The sequence below is a fragment of the Bradyrhizobium sp. CCBAU 51753 genome (genome assembly GCF_015291565.1).
Lineage (GTDB): Bacteria > Pseudomonadota > Alphaproteobacteria > Rhizobiales > Xanthobacteraceae > Bradyrhizobium > Bradyrhizobium ivorense.
On the sequence record NZ_CP030037.1, the window covers coordinates 743,916 to 763,421 of the forward strand.

At 65.1% G+C, this 19,506-nt stretch carries 16 protein-coding genes; 6 read left to right on the plus strand and 10 right to left on the minus strand.

The annotated features are described in order from the left end of the window. Positions 1–34 precede the first annotated feature (34 nt). Positions 35–1,096 (minus strand): acyltransferase family protein, encoded by a 1,062-nt coding sequence (locus XH93_RS03395; RefSeq protein WP_194472390.1) that lies wholly within the window; start codon positions 1,094–1,096, stop codon positions 35–37. Positions 1,097–1,284: 188 nt separating this feature from the next. Here XH93_RS03395 and XH93_RS03400 point away from each other — a divergent pair, with 188 nt between their 5' ends. The 3 genes from XH93_RS03400 to XH93_RS03410 all read left to right on the plus strand — a co-directional run bounded on the left by XH93_RS03400 (position 1,285) and on the right by XH93_RS03410 (position 6,047). Then, on the plus strand, positions 1,285–2,604 hold the full coding sequence (locus tag XH93_RS03400; RefSeq protein ID WP_139858745.1) for a UDP-glucose/GDP-mannose dehydrogenase family protein: 1,320 nt from the start codon (positions 1,285–1,287) through the stop codon (positions 2,602–2,604). Between the two features lie 62 nt (positions 2,605–2,666). Continuing rightward, a complete protein-coding gene (gene hrpB, locus XH93_RS03405; RefSeq protein WP_194472391.1) occupies positions 2,667–5,135 on the plus strand; it encodes an ATP-dependent helicase HrpB in 2,469 nt (822 codons plus the stop codon). 393 nt (positions 5,136–5,528) lie between these two features. Further along, positions 5,529–6,047 carry a TIGR02281 family clan AA aspartic protease gene (locus XH93_RS03410; RefSeq protein ID WP_194472392.1) on the plus strand — a complete coding sequence of 173 codons (519 nt, stop codon included), beginning with the start codon at positions 5,529–5,531 and terminating at the stop codon, positions 6,045–6,047. Positions 6,048–6,138: 91 nt separating this feature from the next. On the opposite strand, the gene XH93_RS03415 is transcribed toward XH93_RS03410, so the two are convergent. Both XH93_RS03415 and XH93_RS03420 read right to left on the minus strand, forming a co-directional pair. Further along, positions 6,139–6,624 carry a hypothetical protein gene (locus XH93_RS03415; RefSeq protein WP_194472393.1) on the minus strand — a complete coding sequence of 162 codons (486 nt, stop codon included), beginning with the start codon at positions 6,622–6,624 and terminating at the stop codon, positions 6,139–6,141. Between the two features lie 253 nt (positions 6,625–6,877). Further along, positions 6,878–7,135: a hypothetical protein gene (locus XH93_RS03420; RefSeq protein ID WP_194472394.1), complete on the minus strand. Its 258-nt coding sequence runs from the start codon at positions 7,133–7,135 to the stop codon at positions 6,878–6,880. A 914-nt stretch (positions 7,136–8,049) separates the two neighbouring features. On the opposite strand from XH93_RS03420, the gene XH93_RS03425 reads away from it, so the two are divergent. Beyond that, on the plus strand, positions 8,050–9,549 hold the full coding sequence (locus tag XH93_RS03425; RefSeq protein WP_194472395.1) for a phosphomannomutase/phosphoglucomutase: 1,500 nt from the start codon (positions 8,050–8,052) through the stop codon (positions 9,547–9,549). 232 nt (positions 9,550–9,781) lie between these two features. Here XH93_RS03425 and XH93_RS03430 read toward each other — a convergent pair whose 3' ends face one another. Further along, positions 9,782–10,684 carry a GDP-L-fucose synthase gene (locus tag XH93_RS03430; protein WP_305825959.1) on the minus strand — a complete coding sequence of 301 codons (903 nt, stop codon included), beginning with the start codon at positions 10,682–10,684 and terminating at the stop codon, positions 9,782–9,784. Positions 10,685–10,882: 198 nt separating this feature from the next. On the opposite strand from XH93_RS03430, the gene XH93_RS03435 reads away from it, so the two are divergent. Further along, entirely contained in the window at positions 10,883–12,073 is a 1,191-nt protein-coding gene (locus tag XH93_RS03435; RefSeq protein ID WP_194472396.1) for an aminotransferase class I/II-fold pyridoxal phosphate-dependent enzyme, read from the plus strand. Further along, a complete protein-coding gene (locus tag XH93_RS03440) occupies positions 12,070–13,518 on the plus strand; it encodes a hypothetical protein (RefSeq protein WP_194472397.1) in 1,449 nt (482 codons plus the stop codon). The genes XH93_RS03435 and XH93_RS03440 overlap by 4 nt, the downstream gene beginning before the upstream one ends. Positions 13,519–13,792: 274 nt before the next feature. Here XH93_RS03440 and XH93_RS03445 read toward each other — a convergent pair whose 3' ends face one another. The 6 genes from XH93_RS03445 to nudC all read right to left on the minus strand — a co-directional run bounded on the left by XH93_RS03445 (position 13,793) and on the right by nudC (position 19,504). Continuing rightward, a complete protein-coding gene (locus XH93_RS03445) occupies positions 13,793–14,890 on the minus strand; it encodes a hypothetical protein (RefSeq protein ID WP_194472398.1) in 1,098 nt (365 codons plus the stop codon). Between the two features lie 135 nt (positions 14,891–15,025). Then, a complete protein-coding gene (locus XH93_RS03450; RefSeq protein WP_194472399.1) occupies positions 15,026–16,492 on the minus strand; it encodes a methyl-accepting chemotaxis protein in 1,467 nt (488 codons plus the stop codon). Beyond that, positions 16,473–16,844 carry a hypothetical protein gene (locus tag XH93_RS03455; RefSeq protein WP_194472400.1) on the minus strand — a complete coding sequence of 124 codons (372 nt, stop codon included), beginning with the start codon at positions 16,842–16,844 and terminating at the stop codon, positions 16,473–16,475. Before XH93_RS03455 ends, XH93_RS03450 begins: the two co-directional genes overlap by 20 nt. 104 nt (positions 16,845–16,948) lie before the next feature. Next, positions 16,949–17,449, minus strand: a complete 501-nt coding sequence (locus XH93_RS03460; protein ID WP_139858733.1) for an Lrp/AsnC family transcriptional regulator — start codon at positions 17,447–17,449, stop codon at positions 16,949–16,951. Between the two features lie 76 nt (positions 17,450–17,525). Beyond that, a complete protein-coding gene (locus XH93_RS03465) occupies positions 17,526–18,473 on the minus strand; it encodes a sugar kinase (RefSeq protein WP_139487127.1) in 948 nt (315 codons plus the stop codon). 80 nt (positions 18,474–18,553) lie between these two features. Then, a complete protein-coding gene (nudC, locus tag XH93_RS03470) occupies positions 18,554–19,504 on the minus strand; it encodes an NAD(+) diphosphatase (protein WP_139858732.1) in 951 nt (316 codons plus the stop codon). Positions 19,505–19,506: the final 2 nt, after the last annotated feature.

Here is a 19,506-nt window from a genome sequence, read left to right on the forward strand (position 1 = left end):
CGAATCCGCCTCGAACGTCTTGGAGGGTTTGACCTTACTCCGCCGCCTGCAGTGAGGGCGCCGCTTTCTTCGGGGCAATCCAGAACGCAGCGGGCCGCTCGAACAGGAAATTGGCCCGTGCCGCCAGCGCCAGCCACCAGATCACGAGCGAGCCGGCGACCCCGACCGCGGTCACGATCAATGCGACCAGGCCGATATCGTGGATCACGCCGAATCGCAGCAGCAGCGTCCGGGACGCGGCCATCGGCAGGAAAAAGGCCAGGTAGATCACGATCGAATGCTCGCCGCAGAACCTCAGGAAGGTCAGCCACTGCGCCCGCGCCAATAGCGTGCCGGTCACGATGATCGCGCAGGCGCCGGCAAGCCCGAGCGCCAGCGAGACGATCGGCCATTCGCTGACGTCGAGCGCGACCAGGCCGCCATTGACCAGCGCCCAGACCGCCAGCCCGGCGAGTGCGAGACCGGGGTGCGCGCGGGCGCGGTCCGACAGCGCGAACACGTAAGCGGCGAGGATGTAGCCGGTGAAGAAATAAACGAAGCGGGAGCAGAATTCGTCGATCACGGTCCAGCCGGTCACAACATGCGACATTTCGAGCGCCGCGCCGATCAGCCAGATGATGAGCGGATGAACGTTGCGTGTCAGTTTCGTGACGACGAAGAAGATCGGCAGCAGATAGATGAACCACAGCGTGCCGAACGGCTCGATGAAGGATTCGAGATACATCAGCCCGACCTTGTCCCAGCCCGCGTCAGCGGCGAGCGACGGCGCCTTGAAGCCGAACTGGATCGTCACCCACAGCACGTAGAAATAGGCGAAGTGCATCACCTTGCGGTCGAGATAGGTGCGCCAGTCGCGGCCGATCACGACCGAGAGGAAAAGCCCTGAAATCAGGAAGAAATCCGGCATCCGGAACGGCTTTGCGAACATCACGACATAATGCATGAAGCCGGTCTGCTCGGCGGCCTTCTCGACCCCCAGCACCGAATGCATCATCACCACCATGATGATGCAGATGCCCTTGGCGTAGTCGACCCAGTCGACGCGCCCGTCCCCCAGGGAACCAGATGTCGCAGCGGATGTGCCGTTCATGGTCATGTTCGTCTCGTTTCGGCGGGATCGGCCGCATCATCGGCCCGACCGGTTTCTTTCTCCTTTATTCATACAAATGACATGCCGCCCAATCCGGGCTTTTCCGCTGCTTTCGGCGTTTCCCTTGGGCCGGCAAATGTTCTAAGAGGCGACGCAATCCACGGAATCATTAACCATAGGAAGCGGGTCGTCTTATGCGCATTGCCATGATTGGCACGGGTTATGTGGGGCTGGTGTCGGGCGCCTGTTTTGCGGATTTCGGTCACCATGTGACCTGCGTCGACAAGGATGCCGGCAAGATTGCCGCGTTGCATCGGGGCGAGATCCCGATCTTCGAGCCCGGCCTCGACGCGCTGGTCGCCAACAATGTGAAGGCGAAGCGGCTGGAATTCACCACCGAGCTGGCGCCGGCCGTGGCCGACGCCGACGCGGTGTTCATCGCGGTCGGCACGCCGTCGCGGCGCGGCGACGGCCATGCCGACCTCACCTATGTCTACGGCGCCGCGCGCGAGATCGCGGCCGCGCTCAAGGGCTTCACCGTGGTGGTCACCAAGTCGACCGTGCCGGTCGGCACCGGCGACGAGGTCGAGCGGCTGATCCACGAGGCCAATCCGCAAGCCGACGTCGTCGTCGCCTCCAATCCGGAATTTTTGCGCGAGGGCGCTGCGATCCGCGACTTCAAATTCCCCGACCGCATCGTGGTCGGCACTTCGGACGAGCGCGGCCGCAAGGTGCTCGGCGACATCTACCGGCCGCTGTCGCTCAACCAGGCACCGTTGATGTACACGGCGCGGCGCACCGCGGAACTGATCAAATACGCCGCCAACGCCTTCCTCGCCACCAAGATCACCTTCATCAACGAGATCGCCGATCTGTCGGAAAAGGTCGGCGCCGACGTGCAGGAGGTCGCGCGCGGCATCGGCCTCGACAACCGCATCGGCTCGAAATTTTTGCATGCCGGCCCGGGCTTCGGCGGCTCGTGCTTCCCGAAGGACACCCGCGCGCTGGTCAAGATCGCGCAGGACCACGACGTGCAGCTGCGCATCGTCGAGGCGGTGCTCGGCGTCAACGACAACCGCAAGCGCGCGATGGCGCGCAAGGTCGCGAGCCTCTCCGGCGGCAACCTGCGCGGCAAGACCGTCGCGGTGCTCGGCCTCACCTTCAAGCCGGATACCGACGACATGCGCGAGGCGCCGTCGATCCCGATCGTCACCGGCCTGCTCGACATGGGCGCCAGGGTCCGCGCGCATGATCCGGTCGGCATGGAGCAGGCCCGCAAGGAACTGCCCGAGATCGAGTATTGCGACGATCCCTATGATTGCGTGCGCGGCGCCGACGCCATGGTCGTCGTCACCGAATGGGTGCAGTACCGCACCCTCGACCTCGAGCGGCTGAAGGCCGAACTGAAGCAGCCGGTCGTGATCGACCTGCGCAACATCTACCGTCCCGAGGACATGGCCGCCCACGGCTTTGCCTATGACAGCGTCGGCCGCGCGCCGCTGCCGCGGGCGTGATATCTGTTTCTCCCTCGCTCGCGCGCCGGGCGAGGGAGACTGCAGAGCACACCGGATCCATATTGCCTCGCCAGTTCGATAGTCCGCTCCCGATCGATGCCGTGCTCGATGACCTCGATCGCACGCTCGACCGCCACAACGCCGCCGTGCTGGTGGCGCCGCCCGGCGCCGGCAAGACCACGCGCGTGCCGCTGGCGCTGCTCGATGCGCCATGGGCCAGGGATAAGAAGATCATTGTGTTGGAGCCGCGCCGCATCGCCGCGCGCGCCAGCGCCGAGCGGATGGCCAAGACGCTCGGCGAGCGCGCCGGGGAGACCGTCGGCTACCGGGTGCGGTTCGGCTCAAAGGTGTCGCGCGCGACCCGGATCGAGGTAGTCACCGAGGGCATCTTCTCGCGCCAGATCCTCGATGATCCCGAACTGAACGGCGTCGCCGCGGTGCTGTTCGACGAATTCCACGAGCGCTCGCTCGACGCCGATCTCGGGCTGGCGCTGGCGCGCGACGCGCAAACCGGCCTGCGCGAGGATTTGCGCATCCTGGTGATGTCGGCAACGCTCGACGGTGCCCGCGTCGCAAGACTGCTCGGCGATGCGCCGGTGGTCGAGAGCGAGGGCCGCGCCTTCCCGGTCGAGACCCGCTATGTCGGCCGCAAGATGGACACGCAGGTGGAGCGGCAGATGGCCGACACCATCGCGACCGCGTTACGCGCCGATGCCGGCTCGGTGCTCGCCTTCCTGCCGGGCGCCGCCGAGATCCGCCGCACGCAAACCTTCCTCAGCGAACGGGTGCAGGACCCCTCGGTCGAGATCGTGCCGCTGTTCGGCGCGCTCGATGCCAGCGTGCAGGACCGCGCCATCGCGCCGGCCCCGAAGGGCACCCGCAAGGTGGTGCTGGCGACCTCGATCGCCGAGACCTCGCTGACCATCGAGGGCGTCCGCATCGTGGTGGATAGCGGCCTCGCGCGCGTGCCGCGCTACGAGCCCGATATCGCGCTGACCCGGCTCGAGACCGTGCGGGCCTCGCGCGCGGCGGTCGACCAGCGCCGCGGCCGCGCCGGCCGCATCGAGCCCGGCGTCTGCTACCGGCTGTGGGACGAGCCGCAGACCGCCTCGCTCGCCGCCTACACCGCGCCCGAAATTCTTTCCGCCGATCTGTCGTCGCTGCTGCTCGACCTCGCGCAATGGGGCGTCAGCGATCCGGCAAGCCTTGCCTTCCTCGATCCGCCGCCGGCGCCGGCACTGAAGGAGGCGCGGTCGCTGCTATCAGAGCTCGGCGCGCTCGATGGCGACGGCCGCATCACCGCCGAAGGCCACAGCCTGCGCGCGCTGGCGTTGCCGCCGCGGCTGGCGCGGATGATCGTCGATTCAGCCCGCTTCGGCGCGGCCGACGCAGCGGCTGACATCGCGGCTGTTCTCACCGAGCGCGGGCTCGGCGGCGACAGCGTCGATCTCGACCACCGGCTCGATCAGTTCCGCCGCGACCGCTCGCAGCGCGCGTCGAGCGCGCGCAGCATGGCCGAGCGCTGGGCGAGACAGGTGGAGGCGGCCCGAGGCGAGCAGGCAGAGCTCTCCACCGGCGTGATGCTGGCCTTCGCGTTTCCGGATCGTGTCGCGAAGAACCGCGGCAATGGCAGCTTCGTGCTCGCCAACGGCCGCGGCGCCGCCGTCGAGCAGACCTCTGCGCTGGCGCGTGCGCCCTACATCGCGGTCGCCGAGCTGACCGGTACGGCGGCGAGCGGCCGCATTCTGCTGGCGGCGCCGATCACCCAGGACGAGATCGAGCAGCGTTTTGCCGAGCAGATCGAGAGCGTGGAGGAGGTGACGTTCGACCGCGGCGCGATGGCATTGCGCGCGCGCCGCAAACGTTCGCTGCATGCGATCACGCTGGCGGAAGCACCACAGCCGCTGTCGCCGTCGGCCGAGACCGCGCGGATCTTCGCCGACGGCCTGATCGCGGTGGGGCTCGACCGGCTGCCGTGGTCTAAGCATTCCAAGCAATGGCGCGACCGCGTCATGTTCCTGCGCAAGGCCGAGGGCGAGGGCTGGCCCGATCTGTCGGACGCAGCGCTAGCGGAGCGCGCCGACGACTGGCTGGTGCCCGCGCTGTACGACAGGACCGCGCTGAAGGATTTTTCCGCTGGCGACCTGTCGGACGCGCTGATGGCGCTGTTGCCCTGGGAGCTGCGGGCGCGGCTCGACCGCGAGGCGCCGACGCATTTCGAGGCGCCGACCGGCACCCAGCTTGCGATCGACTACGAGGCGGAGCAGGGGCCGACCATCGCGGTGCGGCTGCAGGAGCTGTTCGGGCTCAACACCCATCCCTCGATCGCCAAGGGCGCGGTGCCGCTGGTGCTGGAACTGCTGTCGCCGGCGCAGCGCCCGGTGCAGGTGACGCGCGACCTGCCGGGGTTTTGGCGCGGCAGCTATGCCGCCGTCCGTTCCGACCTGCGCGGCCGCTATCCGCGCCATCCCTGGCCGGAAGATCCCGCCAGCGCGCTGCCGACAAGGCGGGTGAAACCGCGCGGCACCTAACACGTGACGAATTTCGCGCACCACCGTCATTGCGAGCGAAGCGAAGCAATCCATCCCTCCACACCCGCGGAGCCATGGATTGCTTCGCGGAGCCTGTCATCGGGCGCGCGTTCGCGCGACCCGTTGGCTCGCAATGACGGGAATCATTTCGCAGTCCGAGGCGTCGCGCTGGCGAGCGTCCGTCAACAGTGGTTAGATTTGCGCGTGGCCGGTCGCGGAGACCGCCTGAAACGATCGAGCGGGGCGTGTCCGGCCCCGCAGCCGGCGTTTCGCGGCCCAGATTAACCCTTCGCTCATCCTTTTCGCCAAAATGGCGGGCTCGTGCCCCCGGCGTCGCTCGCGGCGGGGCGGGGGGCGTGGTCAAATCGTGCGTTCGGTTATCCGAGTGGTGTCATGCGTAACCTGATGATCTTCGCGGCCCTCCTGATCGGGCTCGGCACCTTCATGGGCCAGATGGCCAGCAAGATGGCTCCCGCCGCCGCGACCACCGCGCCCGCCGCAAAAACCCTGGCGCCCGCCGTCACCGTGGCGCAGTCCAGCGGCCGCACGCTCAGCATTCCGCCGGACCCGCGCGGCCACTTCGCGACCGACGGCCGCATCGACGGCCAGCGCCTCAACTTCATGGTCGACACCGGCGCGTCGGTGGTTGCCCTGAACGAGAGCTCCGCCGCGCGCTTCGGCCTGCGCCCGACGCCGAACAACTACACCGCGCGCGTCACCACCGCCAACGGCACCGTCAAGGCCGCGCCGGCCCGCATCGCCATGATCCAGCTCGGCGACCTCACCGTGCGCGACGTCGACGCGCTGGTGCTGCCGGACGAGGCGCTGTCCGAGAACCTGCTCGGCCTGTCGTTCCTGTCGAAGCTGAAGCGCTTTGAATACGCCAAGGGCAGGCTGGTGCTGGAGCAGTAGGGATCTTTGCGACGGCGCGGCATTTGCGCCAGATGTTCGCGGGCAACATCAGACCTGAGGCGCAGAGTGTCGACCCGGTCTCCTGGCGTGCTCACTGTAAGTCCCTTTCGTACTCCCTAATTTCGTGATCCTGATCGCCGACATTCGGATAGCGCTCTACCTGATAGCAGAAAACCCCATCACGCAACTTGAATATCGTGCGTTTTACACGCTCGTCGTTGTCCGGCGATTTTCCAATAAGAGATATGCCCAGACCGGCATCGTCGCCCGATAGCGCCAGCCCCTCCACCGCAAAAGAAAAACCGGATAGACACGCTTTCGGCAGGTCAGTCCATTGCCCATTGTGTTCGATGCGCATCGAGCGTTCCAAGTTTGCTCCAAACCCTTCCTTTTCCGGGTTCCGGTCGCAGACTGCCTTGAGGGAGCGAAGTTCGATCCTCGCAAGATCTTGACCTTTGTAATTTTTGAAATTCAGAATCGCAACATCCGCCGCACACCAGGGACTAGAGTTCGCCTTACATAACGTTGAACTGGCAAATAGAAGACATAGAGCTGCAGCGAGCGCGATCGTTTTCATCGACATCCTCAATATTTGTATCGATTCCAATCCGGCATCGGCGACCCTGTTGGCTTGCCGTTATGCCAATACTTTCTGTACCCATACCAAGGCCCAACCCATGCGCTGTAATCTGGAACTTGCTAAGCCCGAGCATTGTCTCTGTCTCCATCACTCTCGAGCTGATTGTCCCAATGCATGTGCCCTCGCGCGACCGCACCGCTATCGTCAAACCCCACACCACCGCCCAGTGCTCCGTCTTGGTACCAGCGCGCTATCCGATGATGCCAACGATGCCGCCAGAACTGCCGGGGTCGTTGGTAGTCGCCGGCCCGTTGACGCCGGGTTGACCGGCCCCTGTCGCAGGTTGTTGCGGCTGGGTTTGCGCCGGTTGAGTCGGTGTCGGCGGCTGTTGAAGCTGCGCCTGTTGAGTTACGCCATCCGCGGCGAACGGATCGTAGTCAACGGGAACGAGCGAGTAGTCATCGAAATCCGGCTGATAGTCCACCGGCACCAGAGAGTAATCGGGCATTGATCATCACCTACAGATATTGCGGACAGCTTCGGGTGAGCCCGTGCGTGCCGCACCTCGCGGAGAGGACTGGTTGGCTTTAAGTGTTTGAAGGCAAGTGCTTGAAGGATGGCTTGCGCGATGGCGCGGAAGTGTCGCTTCCGGTTCGGCTTACCCATCGTCTTCGCCGGGCCGTCGACCGTTCGAGAGCCGCTGAAGAAGCGGCCACCTCCAGCGACAACGGCGAAGCCGTTGCGCGGGGGTGACGAGGATGGTTTGCTCAGCTTGCTCGGTGTCATCACCCGGCTTGCCGCCTCCGCTAAAGCTTCGGCGTGCCCGAGGTCGCAAGCCTCGTCGAAGCCTTGGCGTAGACGGGACCGGGTGATCCAGTATTCCAGAGACGCCGGTGATAGAAGCGAGAGGCCGCGGCGTACTGGATCGCCCGGTCCATGTGCGCAATTGCGCACAGGCCGGGCGATGACAACGGTAGATGAGGGCAAAGCTTCACATTCTCTCAGGGTGACGGTGAGGGAATAAGCTCCCGTAGCCCGGATGCAGCGCAGCGAAATCCGGGGCAGCATCCGCGGCAAGATTCCCGGATTGGCGGAGCCTGTCATCGGGCGCGCGTTCGCGCGACCCGTTGGCTCCATCCGGGCTACGAGTTCGCTACGGACTTGCCCAATTTCGGAATATTGGAAGGGTAACGGTGAGTTGCCCGACGTGTCAAGTGGCTTGGTTGAGCACTGGCTTGGTCGAGCACTATTCGACGCGCAGATTGCAGAGCGCCGGGAGCGGCTCAAATACGACAGTATTTTGCCGACGCCAAATCTGCCGTAATTATCAGCCACAAGCCGTCAATCCTGCCTTCCGCTGCGGCGATGCATTCGCTAAAGCCAGCGGCACTGTTCCTCCGCATTCCCACGAGGCCATTCCTGATGTTTCCGAAGCCGAAATCCGCGCTGGTTCCGAACACCTATGCCTTCGAATCCGAGCCGCTGGTGAAGCCGACCGGGTTTCGCGAATACGACGCGCGCTGGCTGTTCAACAAGGAAATCAACCTGATGGGCGTGCAGGCGCTGGGCATGGGGCTCGGCGCGCTGATCGCGGAGCTCGGCGTCAAGCAGGAAATCGTCACCGGCCACGATTTCCGCGGCTACTCGGCCTCGATCAAATACGCGCTGATCTCCGGTCTGATGGCGGCCGGCTGTAAGGTGCACGACATCGGGCTCGCGGTCACCCCGATGGCCTACTTCGCCCAGTTCGATCTCGACGTGCCCTGCGTTGCGATGGTCACCGCCTCGCACAACGACAATGGCTGGACCGGCGTGAAGATGGGCGCCAACCGCCCGCTGACCTTCGGCCCCGACGAGATGACGCGGCTGAAAGAGATCGTGCTCAACGCCGAGTTCAACAACAAGGCCGGCGGCTCCTATCAATTCCATGAAAACTACCCGGCGCGCTACATCGCCGATCTCACCAACCGGCCGAAGCTGAAGCGCAAGCTCAAGGTCGTCGCCGCCTGCGGCAACGGCACCGCGGGCGCGTTCGCGCCGCAGGTGCTGGAGGCGATCGGCTGCGAGGTGATCCCGCTCGACACCGAACTCGATCACACCTTCCCGAAATACAATCCAAATCCGGAAGACATGGAGATGCTGCACGCGATCCGCGATGCGGTGCTGGCGCACAAGGCCGATGTCGGCCTCGGCTTCGACGGCGACGGCGACCGCTGCGGCGTCGTCGACAACACCGGCGAGGAGATTTTTGCCGACAAGGTCGGCGTGATGCTGGCGCGCGACATGTCGGCGATCCACAAGGACGCGCAGTTCGTCGTCGACGTGAAATCGACCGGCCTGTTCGTCACCGACCCCGTGTTGCAAAAGCAGGGCGCCAGGACCGCTTACTGGAAGACCGGCCATTCCTATATGAAGCGCCGCACCAATGAGATGGGCGCGCTCGCCGGCTTCGAGAAGTCCGGCCACTTCTTCTTCAACAAGCCGTTCGGCCGCGGCTATGACGACGGCCTGGTGTCGGCGATCGCGATCTGCGAGATGCTCGACCGCGCGCCCGGCAAGTCGATGGCCGATCTGAAGGACGCGCTGCCGAAGACCTGGTCGTCGCCGACGATGTCGCCGCATTGCGCCGACGAGGCCAAGTATGGCGTGATCGACGCGGTGGTGAAGCACTTCGAGACGCTGCAGCAAAAGGGCGAGCAGGTCGCGGGGCAAAAGATCCGCGATCTCGTCACCGTCAATGGCGTGCGCGTCACGGTCGAGGACGGCAGCTGGGGCCTGGCGCGGGCGTCCTCGAACAAGCCTGAGCTCGTCGTCGTGGTGGAAAGCCCGGTCAGCGAGCAGCGCATGCGCGACATGTTCGAGGCCGTCGATTCCGTGCTGCGCACGCATCCCGAGGTCGGCGAGTACAATCAGAAGATCTGAGCGTAGCGCCCTAACTGAAGCAGAATGCAGTTAGGTTGAATCGGTCTGACCGCGAGTTCGATCCACCTCTCCCCGACGGGGAGAGGTCGATTTGCGGAGCAAATCGGGTGAGGGGCCGCAGCTCCAACGAGAGACCGTAACCCCTCACCCGCGCCTTCGGCGCGACCTCTCCCAAGGGAGAGGTGGACCTCCGCTGCTGCTCTAGCCCAAACTCATCGTGCTTAAGCTGTGCTCACGCAGCACTCGACGAATGGATCCGGCCCTGGAGAAACGAGCGGTAGGTTCGCTGCAGGCCGTCGGCCAGCGTGACGCTCGGCTTCCAGCCGAGCTGGAACAGATAGCTGGAGTCGAGCAGCTTCTGCGGCGGCCCGTCCGCCTTCGACGTGTCGAACCGCATCCGGCACTGTGCTCCGACCACCTCTGCGATGGTCTCCGCCAGCTCGCGGATCGAGACGTCGCTGCCGACGCCGATATTGACGTGCCGTTCGCCTGAGTAGTGCTTCAGCAGAAACACCAGGGCGTCGGCCAGATCCTCGACAAAGATGAATTCGCGCCGCGGCTTGCCGGTTCCCCAAACCTCGACCTCGTCCCGTCCCTCGGCTTTTGCCGTGTGCATCTTCGAGATCAGGGCCGGGATGACGTGGCTCGAGCGGAGATCGTAGGTGTCGTTCGGACCGTAGGAATTGGTCGGCATCGCCGAAATGAAATCGCAGCCATACTGCCGCCGGTAGGCACGGCACAGCATGATGCCGGCGACCTTCGCGGTCGCGTACCACTGGTTGGTCGGTTCGAACGGTGCGGTCAGCAATGCATCTTCGACGATCGGCTGCGGCGGCGACCTCGGATAGATGCACGACGAGCCGAGATACAGCAGCTTGCCGACGCCGGCGCGATGCGCTGCGTCGACAATGTTCGTCGCGATCATCATGTTGTCGTAGATGAATTCGGCAGGTCGGGTGTCGTTCGCCAAAATACCGCCGACGGTGGCCCCGGCAACGATCACGGCATCGGGCTTTTCGCGGCCCACCCAATGCGTGACGTCGGCCTGCTTGCGCAGATCGAGATCGGCACGCGCAACCTTCAGGACCTCGCAATTCTCCTGTGCCAGCGCGCGGACAACTGCGCTGCCGACCATCCCCGTGTGGCCCGCGACCCAAACCCGCTTTCCCGTCAGGGCGTAAATTTCCCGTCCTGCAACAGCCCCCGTCACGCTGCCCCCTACCTTTGATTAATGTTATTTCGCATGTCGATACTAGGCAGACCGGCTTGAGGACGACTATAACGTGCGGGTCAATGTGATAATTGCCTTCGATTGCAGGATACTGACAGGGAAATGGATACGCGACCAGCCGGAACCGGCATGCCGGTCATTCCCCTTTACGCACCGTCGGTCGGGGAGCTCGAAGCGACAAATCTGGCCGAGTGCATCCGGCAGAATCTCCTGATTCATGGCCCGTTCGTTGCGGAATTCGAGCGCGGGATCGCAGAGTTCGTCGGCACGGCACATGCGGTCGGCACCCATAGCGGCACTTCGGCGCTGCATCTTGCGCTGCTGCTGGCCGGGGTTGAGGCCGACGACGAAGTGTTGATCACGCCGCTGACGTTCATCGCCCCGGCCAATGCTATTCGCTATGTCGGCGCCTATCCGGTCTTCATCGACGTCGAGCGCGACACCTGGCAAATGGATGCCGCGCTCGCGGTGGATTTCCTGAAGCAGCAGTGCACGTCCCGCGACGGGCGTCTGTACAACAAGTCGTCGGGGCGCAGGATCGGTGCGATCGTCGCGGTGCATTTTCTCGGGATCCCGGTCGATCTCGATCCGCTGCTGGAAGTAGCGCGGGCGCACGGCGTTCCGATCGTCGAGGATGCGGCGCAGGCGCTGGGCACGCGGTATCGCGGCCGGCGGGTCGGCAGCTTCGGCACGATCGGCTGCTTCAGCTTCCACGGCAACAAGCTGATCACCGCCGGCGGCGGCGGCATGATCGTCACGAACGATGCCGATCTCGCCCGCCGTGCGCGCTACCTTGCTAACCAGGCCAAGGACGACGCGGTCGAAACCTCGCACAAGGAGGTCGGCTACAACTATCGCATGACCAATCTTCACGGCGCCGTCGGATTGGCACAGCTGAGTAAGATCGATCGGCACATCGAGGCAAAGCGCCGCATCGCCGCGACCTATGCGCGGGAGCTCTCGAAGATTCCCGGCCTGACGCTGGTTCAGGAGAAGCCCGATACCTTCTACACCTATTGGCTGTCGAGCGTCGTGGTCGACGCCGCCAAGTTTGGCATGACGTCGCGCGAGTTGCTGATCTTCCTGCGCCGGCACGCCGTCGAATCGCTGCCGCTGTACGAGCCGCTGCATCTCAGCCTCGCGCACAAGGGCGCCCAGGCCGTCGGCTGCCAGGTCGCGGAGACGGTCAGGGCCAACGTGCTGTCGCTGCCGAGCTCGGTCGGCTTGACCGAGCAGGACCAGGCGCGCGTGATCAGTGCAATCGAGGCGGCATTCAACTCGTCCAGGCAATGAATATTGCTTTTCTATCCAACTGGGAGCGCACCGACACCTGGATCGCGGTCGGTGCCGAGCTGGCGAGACGCGGGACCAACGTCTTTTTCGTTGTGACCCGCGATGAATACGTCGCCAAGGCGATGGCGGCAGGGGTCGACCGCAGCCGCATTCTCTGGCTCAACCGCAGCGCCGCCGAGCAGGCGCAGTTCTCCCGGCAGGACATCGAACTGCTCGAGCACTACGAATACGCCACCGGCGAGCGTGTCAGGAACTTCATCCTGATGGATCGCTTCATGCGCTCGGAGCGGCAGGACTGGGCGATGCAATACAGCCGCTACGTCTTCCGCGAGCTGCTGCAGTTCCTCGAAGACAACAAGATCGACGTCGTTTCCGGACAGCCCGACAACATTCCGGACCTCATCGCGCTGATGATCCTGCGGTTCCGCGGCCGCGGCAAATATGCCGCGCCGTTCGAATTCCGCCTGCCGGAGAAGCGGTTCGTGCTGTGGGACTCGGCGATCGAGCAGACCCCGCACATCACCGGCGCGCGCACTCCCGACGAGGTGACGCCGGACGAACTCGAGGCGGCGCGGCGATTGCGAAAGCGCGTCCGCGAAGGCGGCAAGCAGCGGGTGCTCTCACAGGACCAGCAGCCCAGGATCGGCGCGTCCTATCTGCAGCGGCTGGCGCGCGGCTTCTTCTATCGGGCGCTCGTGGTCTCCCGCCACGACGTCTACATGTACAATCTGCGGAGCATCTTCTTCGATCTGAAATACCACATGATCGCGATCAACTACCGCCTGACGCGGCTGCTGTGGCGCTGGATCTTCGAGCGCGGCAAGGACGGCGAGCGGTTCGTACTGTTCACGCTGAACTATGCGCCCGAGCATACGATCGACGTTGAGGCGCCGCACTTCGTCTCGCCGCTGGAGACCGTCAGGAACATGGTGCGTTCGATGCCGAGCGACATCGTGCTGTACGTCAAGGAGCATCCCAACGCGCTCGGCATTCGCGGTCCCGCCGAGCTGTTTCGCATCAAGCGGCTTCCCGGTGTCCGCCTGATCGACCCCTTCGTCGACAGTCACGATCTGATCAAGCGGGCGGAGGCGGTCGTGACGCTGTCGGGAACCGCCTCGCTCGAAGCTGCGATCTACGGCAAGCGGACCATCCTGCTGTCGGACATCTTCATCAAGAATTTCTCCACCTGCGAGCGGGCGTCCGCGCCCTGGGAGATCGGCGATCTCTTGCTCCGCAAGCCGGAACGCGACTATTCGGAAGAGCGCGATCTGCGCTATCTGGCCTTCCTCTATTCGAACTCGCATCCGGGCACGGTGATCGAGCCGCTGACCGATCCGAGCTCGCTCGGGCCCGAGAATGTCGGGCTGGTTGCCGATGCCTATAGCCGCCTGTTCGCAACCATCCCGCGGGAGAACACATCGAGCGCCGAGATGGTGGCCGGCTGAGGCCGGCCCCGCGCGCTGGAGCGTGACGAGGTTATTTCGAATCTAGCCGCGGGCTCCGCTTCACCTCGCCCCGCTTGCGGGGAGAGGTCGGAACGCATCGTCAGATGCGTTCCGGGTGAGGGGGAGTCTCCGCGAGTCCAATTGTCACCGTGTTCGCGGAGGCAGCCCCTCACCCCAACCCTCTCCCCGCGAAGAGCGGGGAGAGGGGGGAGCGACATCGCCGCAACTCCACCTGATCCCATCACCCGCGAGGCCAACGCCCCATCGAGGCGCCTCAGTCCGGCTGCTCGGTCAGCATCATGCCAACCGCGAGCCGGCGGCCGGCCTGGACCATTCCGCCGCGATGGATGCCGCCGGGATCGAACAGCACGCCGGCGCCGTTCGCCGAGGTCACGCGGAACGCATTGTCGAGCAGCGGCCGGACATAGCGGCTGTCGTTGGGGATGTCGGCGCCGAACGCGCCCTTGCGCTGCAGCGCGCGCGGCAACGCGAAGAACAGCTTGCGATAGCCGGGCTTGGTCCATGACAGCTCGGCATAGTCGTTGGCGCGCCGGATCATACCGTCCCAGAAACCCCGCCCGGCGCGGTGGCTGCCTTTGACATAGGAGAACGGCCCGTTCTCCTCGCCGACCTCGTTGACGTAGATGATCATCTTGAGGAGGTTGTAGGTGGCGTCGACGTGGAAATAGTCGCAGATCGAATCCTCGACGCCGACGTCGACAAAATGGTTGGCCCAGAAATTGTCGCTGGGGTCGTTGATCTGGGGCACGATGTGCGAGACCACCACCTGCCGTTTCAGATAGGCGCTGGCGGCCTCGACGATACCGGTGGCGCGCATGGTCTCGTTGAACCACGCATAGATCTCCGGATCCTTGTCGGGGTCGATCCATAGCCTGGTTTCGTCGAACTTGCGCTGGTCGGGCGATTTGCCGGCGAGCCGTTGCTCGAGCTCGCCGAAATAGGGTTTCAGCTTCTCGGCCATATCAGCGAGTTGATCTGCTGACAACTGGACCGCAAAGATTCCATCCTGCTCGATGGTGTTCAGGATCGCCTTGGCCGTCGTGGTTTTCGGCGCATAGGCGCTGCCCGCGGCCATGCGGCGCAGGCGTTGCGACAGGATCAGGCGGAGATAGGTCGGCGAATGCCGCAGCATCCACTGCAGCTTGCGTTGCTTGTCCTTCGGCCGCGGCAGATGCTCGTAATCCGCGAGGCGCCGGCCGGCGATCAGCATCATGCCGAAGGCGAACCGCTTCAGCGCCGCGAGGCGGGTGCCGAGTCCAGGCTTCGCGAGCGCCTGGCCGTAGGCCTTGTGCGCGCGGTAATCCACGACCGGCAAATGATCGAGCGGGTATTGTCCCAAACGAGGGCTCATGAACGCTGCCTTGTGCAAAATTCGAAATATCCGCTGACTAGAATATTTTGATGCAGCTGGATTGACAATGCCGGGCCACGGAAGGCCCGCCCGTACCTTCGTCGTCCGATGCGATCGGATGAGATGCCAGCGGGATCACGCCGCCCGCAGTGAACTCAGGAAGCCGTCGAGCTCGGTCTTCAGCCATTCCGATTGCGACGTCAGGCCGTTCGCGGCATCGAGCAACTGCGCGGTCGCCTTGCCGGCCTGCTCCGAGGCCTGGTTGACGCTGACAATGCCCTTGCTGACTTCCCTGGTGCGATCCGCCGCCTGCTGCAGGTTCCCGGAGATTTCCCGTGTCGCTGCGCCCTGCTGATTGACGGCGGCGGCGATCTCGCCGGAGATCTGGTCGATTTCGGCGATGGTGCCGCCGATCGTCTCGATGGCGCTGACGGCCTCGCCGGTTGCGGACTGGATGTCCTGGATCTGCGCCGAGATTTCCTCGGTCGCCTTGGCGGTCTGATTGGCGAGCGCCTTGACCTCGCTCGCGACCACCGCAAATCCCCGGCCATGCTCGCCGGCGCGGGCCGCCTCGATGGTCGCGTTCAGCGCCAGGAGGTTGGTCTGGCTCGCGATGCTCTGGATCAGCGTCACCACTTCGCCGATCTTCTGGGTGCCGGCCGCGAGGCCCTCGACCACGCTGTTGGTGCGGCGCGCCTCCTCGGCGGCCTTGCCGGCGATCCGGGTCGAGCGCGTCACCTGCTCGGTAATGCTGTTGATCGAGGCGGTGAGCTCTTCGGTTGCGGACGCGACGGTTTCCACATTGGCCGATGCCAGCGTCGATGCGGAGGCGACCGCCGTGGCCTGGCGGATGGTTTCCGCGTTGCTGCCGTCCATCAAGGTCGACAGCGCCTGCATAGCGTTCGCCGCGGTCGCGACCGCCTCGACGACATCGCCGATCTTGCGTTCGAAGCCGGCCGCGAGCTCGCGCCGCGCGGCGTCCCGCTTATGCTTGGCCTGTTCGGCCGCGAGGCGATCGGCATTGGCGCGCGCCTCGGCGGCGCTGGCGGCCTCGGCTTCCGCCGTTTTGCTGGCGGCCGTCTCGAACAGTTGGCTCAGCGTGTGGGCGAGCCAGATCAGGATGCCGGCCTCGATCAGCAGGATGACGGCGTGCAGAACGACACGTCCGAAGTCGGCGCCGCCGGGATAGATCGCGGCCGGCAGCACGAAGTTCAGCGTCAGATGATGCAGTGCGACCGCCACGGTGCCGGCGACGATCGGCCGATAATCGCAATAAGCAACGAGGCAGGCCAGCGCCGCGAAGAAGTACATGTGCATGTCGACCTGCCAGGCATGGCCGGCAAACTGGTAGACCAGCATCGAGACGCCGGCCATCAGGGCGACGGCCACGATCATGCGGGTTGCGGGGCCGTTCCCCGACATGCGCCACGAGGCCGTCGCTGCAAGGGCCATGGCCACCATGAAGGCGGTCGGCATCAGCCAGTCGGTGTGCAGCACCACGCCGACGATGAGCGCGATCGGAACGTGCAGCCAGAGCACTGCGAGCAGGATCTTGCTTGCGGTCTCGCGCAAGGCGGCCATCTCATTGCCTTCGCCGGTCATCCCCAACCCCCAGATCGTCATCGCTTGCAAAACAGGCGGCGATCGCCCGCGGATCGAGGGTTAGCCAGGCGCCGGCCGCATGCAGCCGCTGCAGCCCGTCATCGCTGTCGGGCCGCACCACCAGCAGGGTTGGCATGCCCGTCATCCGCACGATCGCGGCATTGGCGGATGCCACGGCGAGCAGTGCACGCTGCGCTCCCCACCACGGCGGAAACGCCACCGCGACCACTTCAGTGCCGGCACGCACCTGCAGCGACAGCGCGGCGACCACGATCCAGCTCGCGATCAGCAGCGCCGCCGCGCCGAGCCACGCAGGCCGTCGCGTCGTCAGGACGATTCCCCCTCGCTCCATGGCGGGAAGATACCGCTAACGTCGCTAACTTCAGGTAAATGCTGCGCCGGGGCACGACCTCAGGGCGCATGCCGGCAGTGTATGTGCGGAGTTGCCTGCGCGCTTTACGCCGGCGGCACCGGCAGCGCGGTCACCGACTTGATCTTCTCCATCGCGAAGCGCGAGGTGACGTTCTTGAGCGGCACCGCCGAGATCAGCTTCTTGTAGAAGACGTCATAGGCCTGCATGTCGGCGACCACGACGCGCAGCATGTAGTCGACGTCGCCGGCCATCCGGTAAAACTCCATCACCTCGGGCATGGCGCTGACGGCATCGGCGAATTTGCGCAGCCAGGCCTCCGAGTGGTCGGCGCTCTCGACCGAGACGAACACGGATATGCCGAGCCCGATCTTGTTCTGGTCGACCAGGGCGACGCGGCGCAGGATCACGCCGTCGGCCTCCAGCCGCTGGATGCGCTTCCAGCACGGCGTCGAGGACAGCCCGACCCGGTCGCCGATCTCGGCGACGGAGAGCGAGGCGTCCTCCTGCAGCACGGTCAGGATCTTGCGATCGATGGCGTCGAGGCGGCGGCTGTCGGAAACATGAACGGTGGCAAGGTCAGTCATAGAAGAAAGTTCCATATGAAGGATTGATATCCCTCATATATAGAAAAATCTTCTAACGCAAGCGGTTCGTGGCTGGTCAGGCCGGCCCGGCCTCGGCGTGCTGGCTCAAAAACGCTTCAACTTCAGCACGTTGCGGTGCGGCATAGGCGCCCCCGTGACGGGTGCATTTCAGCGCTGCGGCGGCCGAGGCGAAGCGCAACGCCTGCCGCAGCTCCTGACCCTCGGTGACCGCCAGCGCAAACGCGCCGTGGAAGACGTCGCCGGCCCCCAGCGTGTCGACGGTGTGGACCGGGAACGCTGCCGTCTCCTCCAGCTCGCCCTGCTCGTTGAGCCAGATTGTGCCCCTGGGCCCGCGCGTGCCGGCCAGGAACGAAGGGGTGAGTTTTGCAAGCTTGTGCAGCGCCTGGCCGTCATCGGTGACGTCGGCGGTCTCCTGCAGCGGCTCGCTGGAAAACACCAGGTGCGAGGAGGCCGTCAGCAGCCCCTCCCGCATCGACATCGCGCGGTCGACGTCGACCACCACGGGAATGCCGCGCCGCACCGCCTCGGCGCAAAGCTCGGTGCAGAACGGCGCGCAGCGGCTCTCGGTCAGGATCGCCGCGCAATCCTCCAGCAGCAGCTCGGTCGGCGGCAGCTTGACCTTCCACAGGTCGGGATCGCGGAAGGTGACGATCGACCGCTCGCCGGTTTCGTCGATCATGATGGCCGAGATCGGTGTCACCAGGTCCGGCATGTGGATCAGATGGTTGGTGTCGATGCCCTCTTCCGCCATCTTGTCGAAGATGTAGCGGCTCGACGTTTCCCGCGAATCGCCCATCGGCCCGCAGATCGAGGCGCGGCCGCCCAGCCGGGCGATGCCGATCGCCGCATTGAGGGCGTTGCCGCCGCAGATCTCGGCGAAGTGGGTGGCGTGCTCCTTGGAGCCGCGCGCCGGAACATTGACGCGGAAGGTCAGGTCGCGCACCGGCAGGCCGATGCAGAGAATGCGGGGCGGGACTTTCGGGGCGCCGTCTTGGAAATTCATGCGGGGGATCCGTCGCGCTGGTTCCGTCAACTGTCAGAACAATGTCGGGATTTAATCGGCAGAACCATGTCCGGTTCCCGCTATTTGTCTGATGCGCTGCCGTCGTGGACCCAGCGCCCGAGCAGATGGTGGGCGATCGCGAACGGATGCGGCCCGGCGAGGCCGTCCGGATGCTGGCGCTTCAGCATCAGCGTCGCCTCGGCGCGGTCGAACCAGCGGGCATCCTCCAGCTCGGCGCGGTCGACCACGATGTCCTCGTTGGTGGCGCGCGCGGTGCAGCCGATCATCAGCGATGACGGGTAGGGCCAGGGCTGCGTCATGTAGTAGCTGACATCGGTGCAGCGGATGCCCGCTTCCTCGAAAATCTCGCGCCGCACCGCGTCCTCGATGGTCTCGGCCGCCTCGACGAAGCCGGCGAGGCAGGAATACATCCCGGGCATGAACTGCTTCTGGCGGCCGAGCAGCACCCGGTCGCCATGGGTGACCAGCATGATCACGACCGGATCGGTGCGGGGAAAATGCTCGGCCTTGCAGCTCGGGCATTCGCGCTTCCAGCCGCCGTCCTTCATCGCGGTGCGCACGCCGCAATTGGCGCAGAAGCCGTGGCGCTGGTGCCAGCTCACCATCGATTTCGCCATCGCGATCGCCGATAGCTGCTCTGATGGCACCACGCCCTGCATCGCCATGCCGCGGAGTTCGGTGACAGCGACGTCGCTGCGGCCGACCAGCTTCTCGGCGGCCTGCGGCGCGATGCCCATGCCGAACACCGGCGCGCCGTCGCGCAGCCCCAGGAAGATCGTGCCCGGATTGGCGCCGTAGCTGCGCGCTTCGTCGAGCGAGAGCAGGGCGCGGGCGCCGCCATCCTCCTGCTTCACCACCAGCGAGTCGCGATAGATCACATAGGCTCTAGCCTCGCGATGGCCTTCCAGCGCGAACAGCTTTTCGTCGTTGCTGCGCAGATGCGCGGCGCGGTCGAGCACATTGGTGACGAAGGCCGGTTGCCCGAGCGGAAATGATTTCGATGCAGACATGA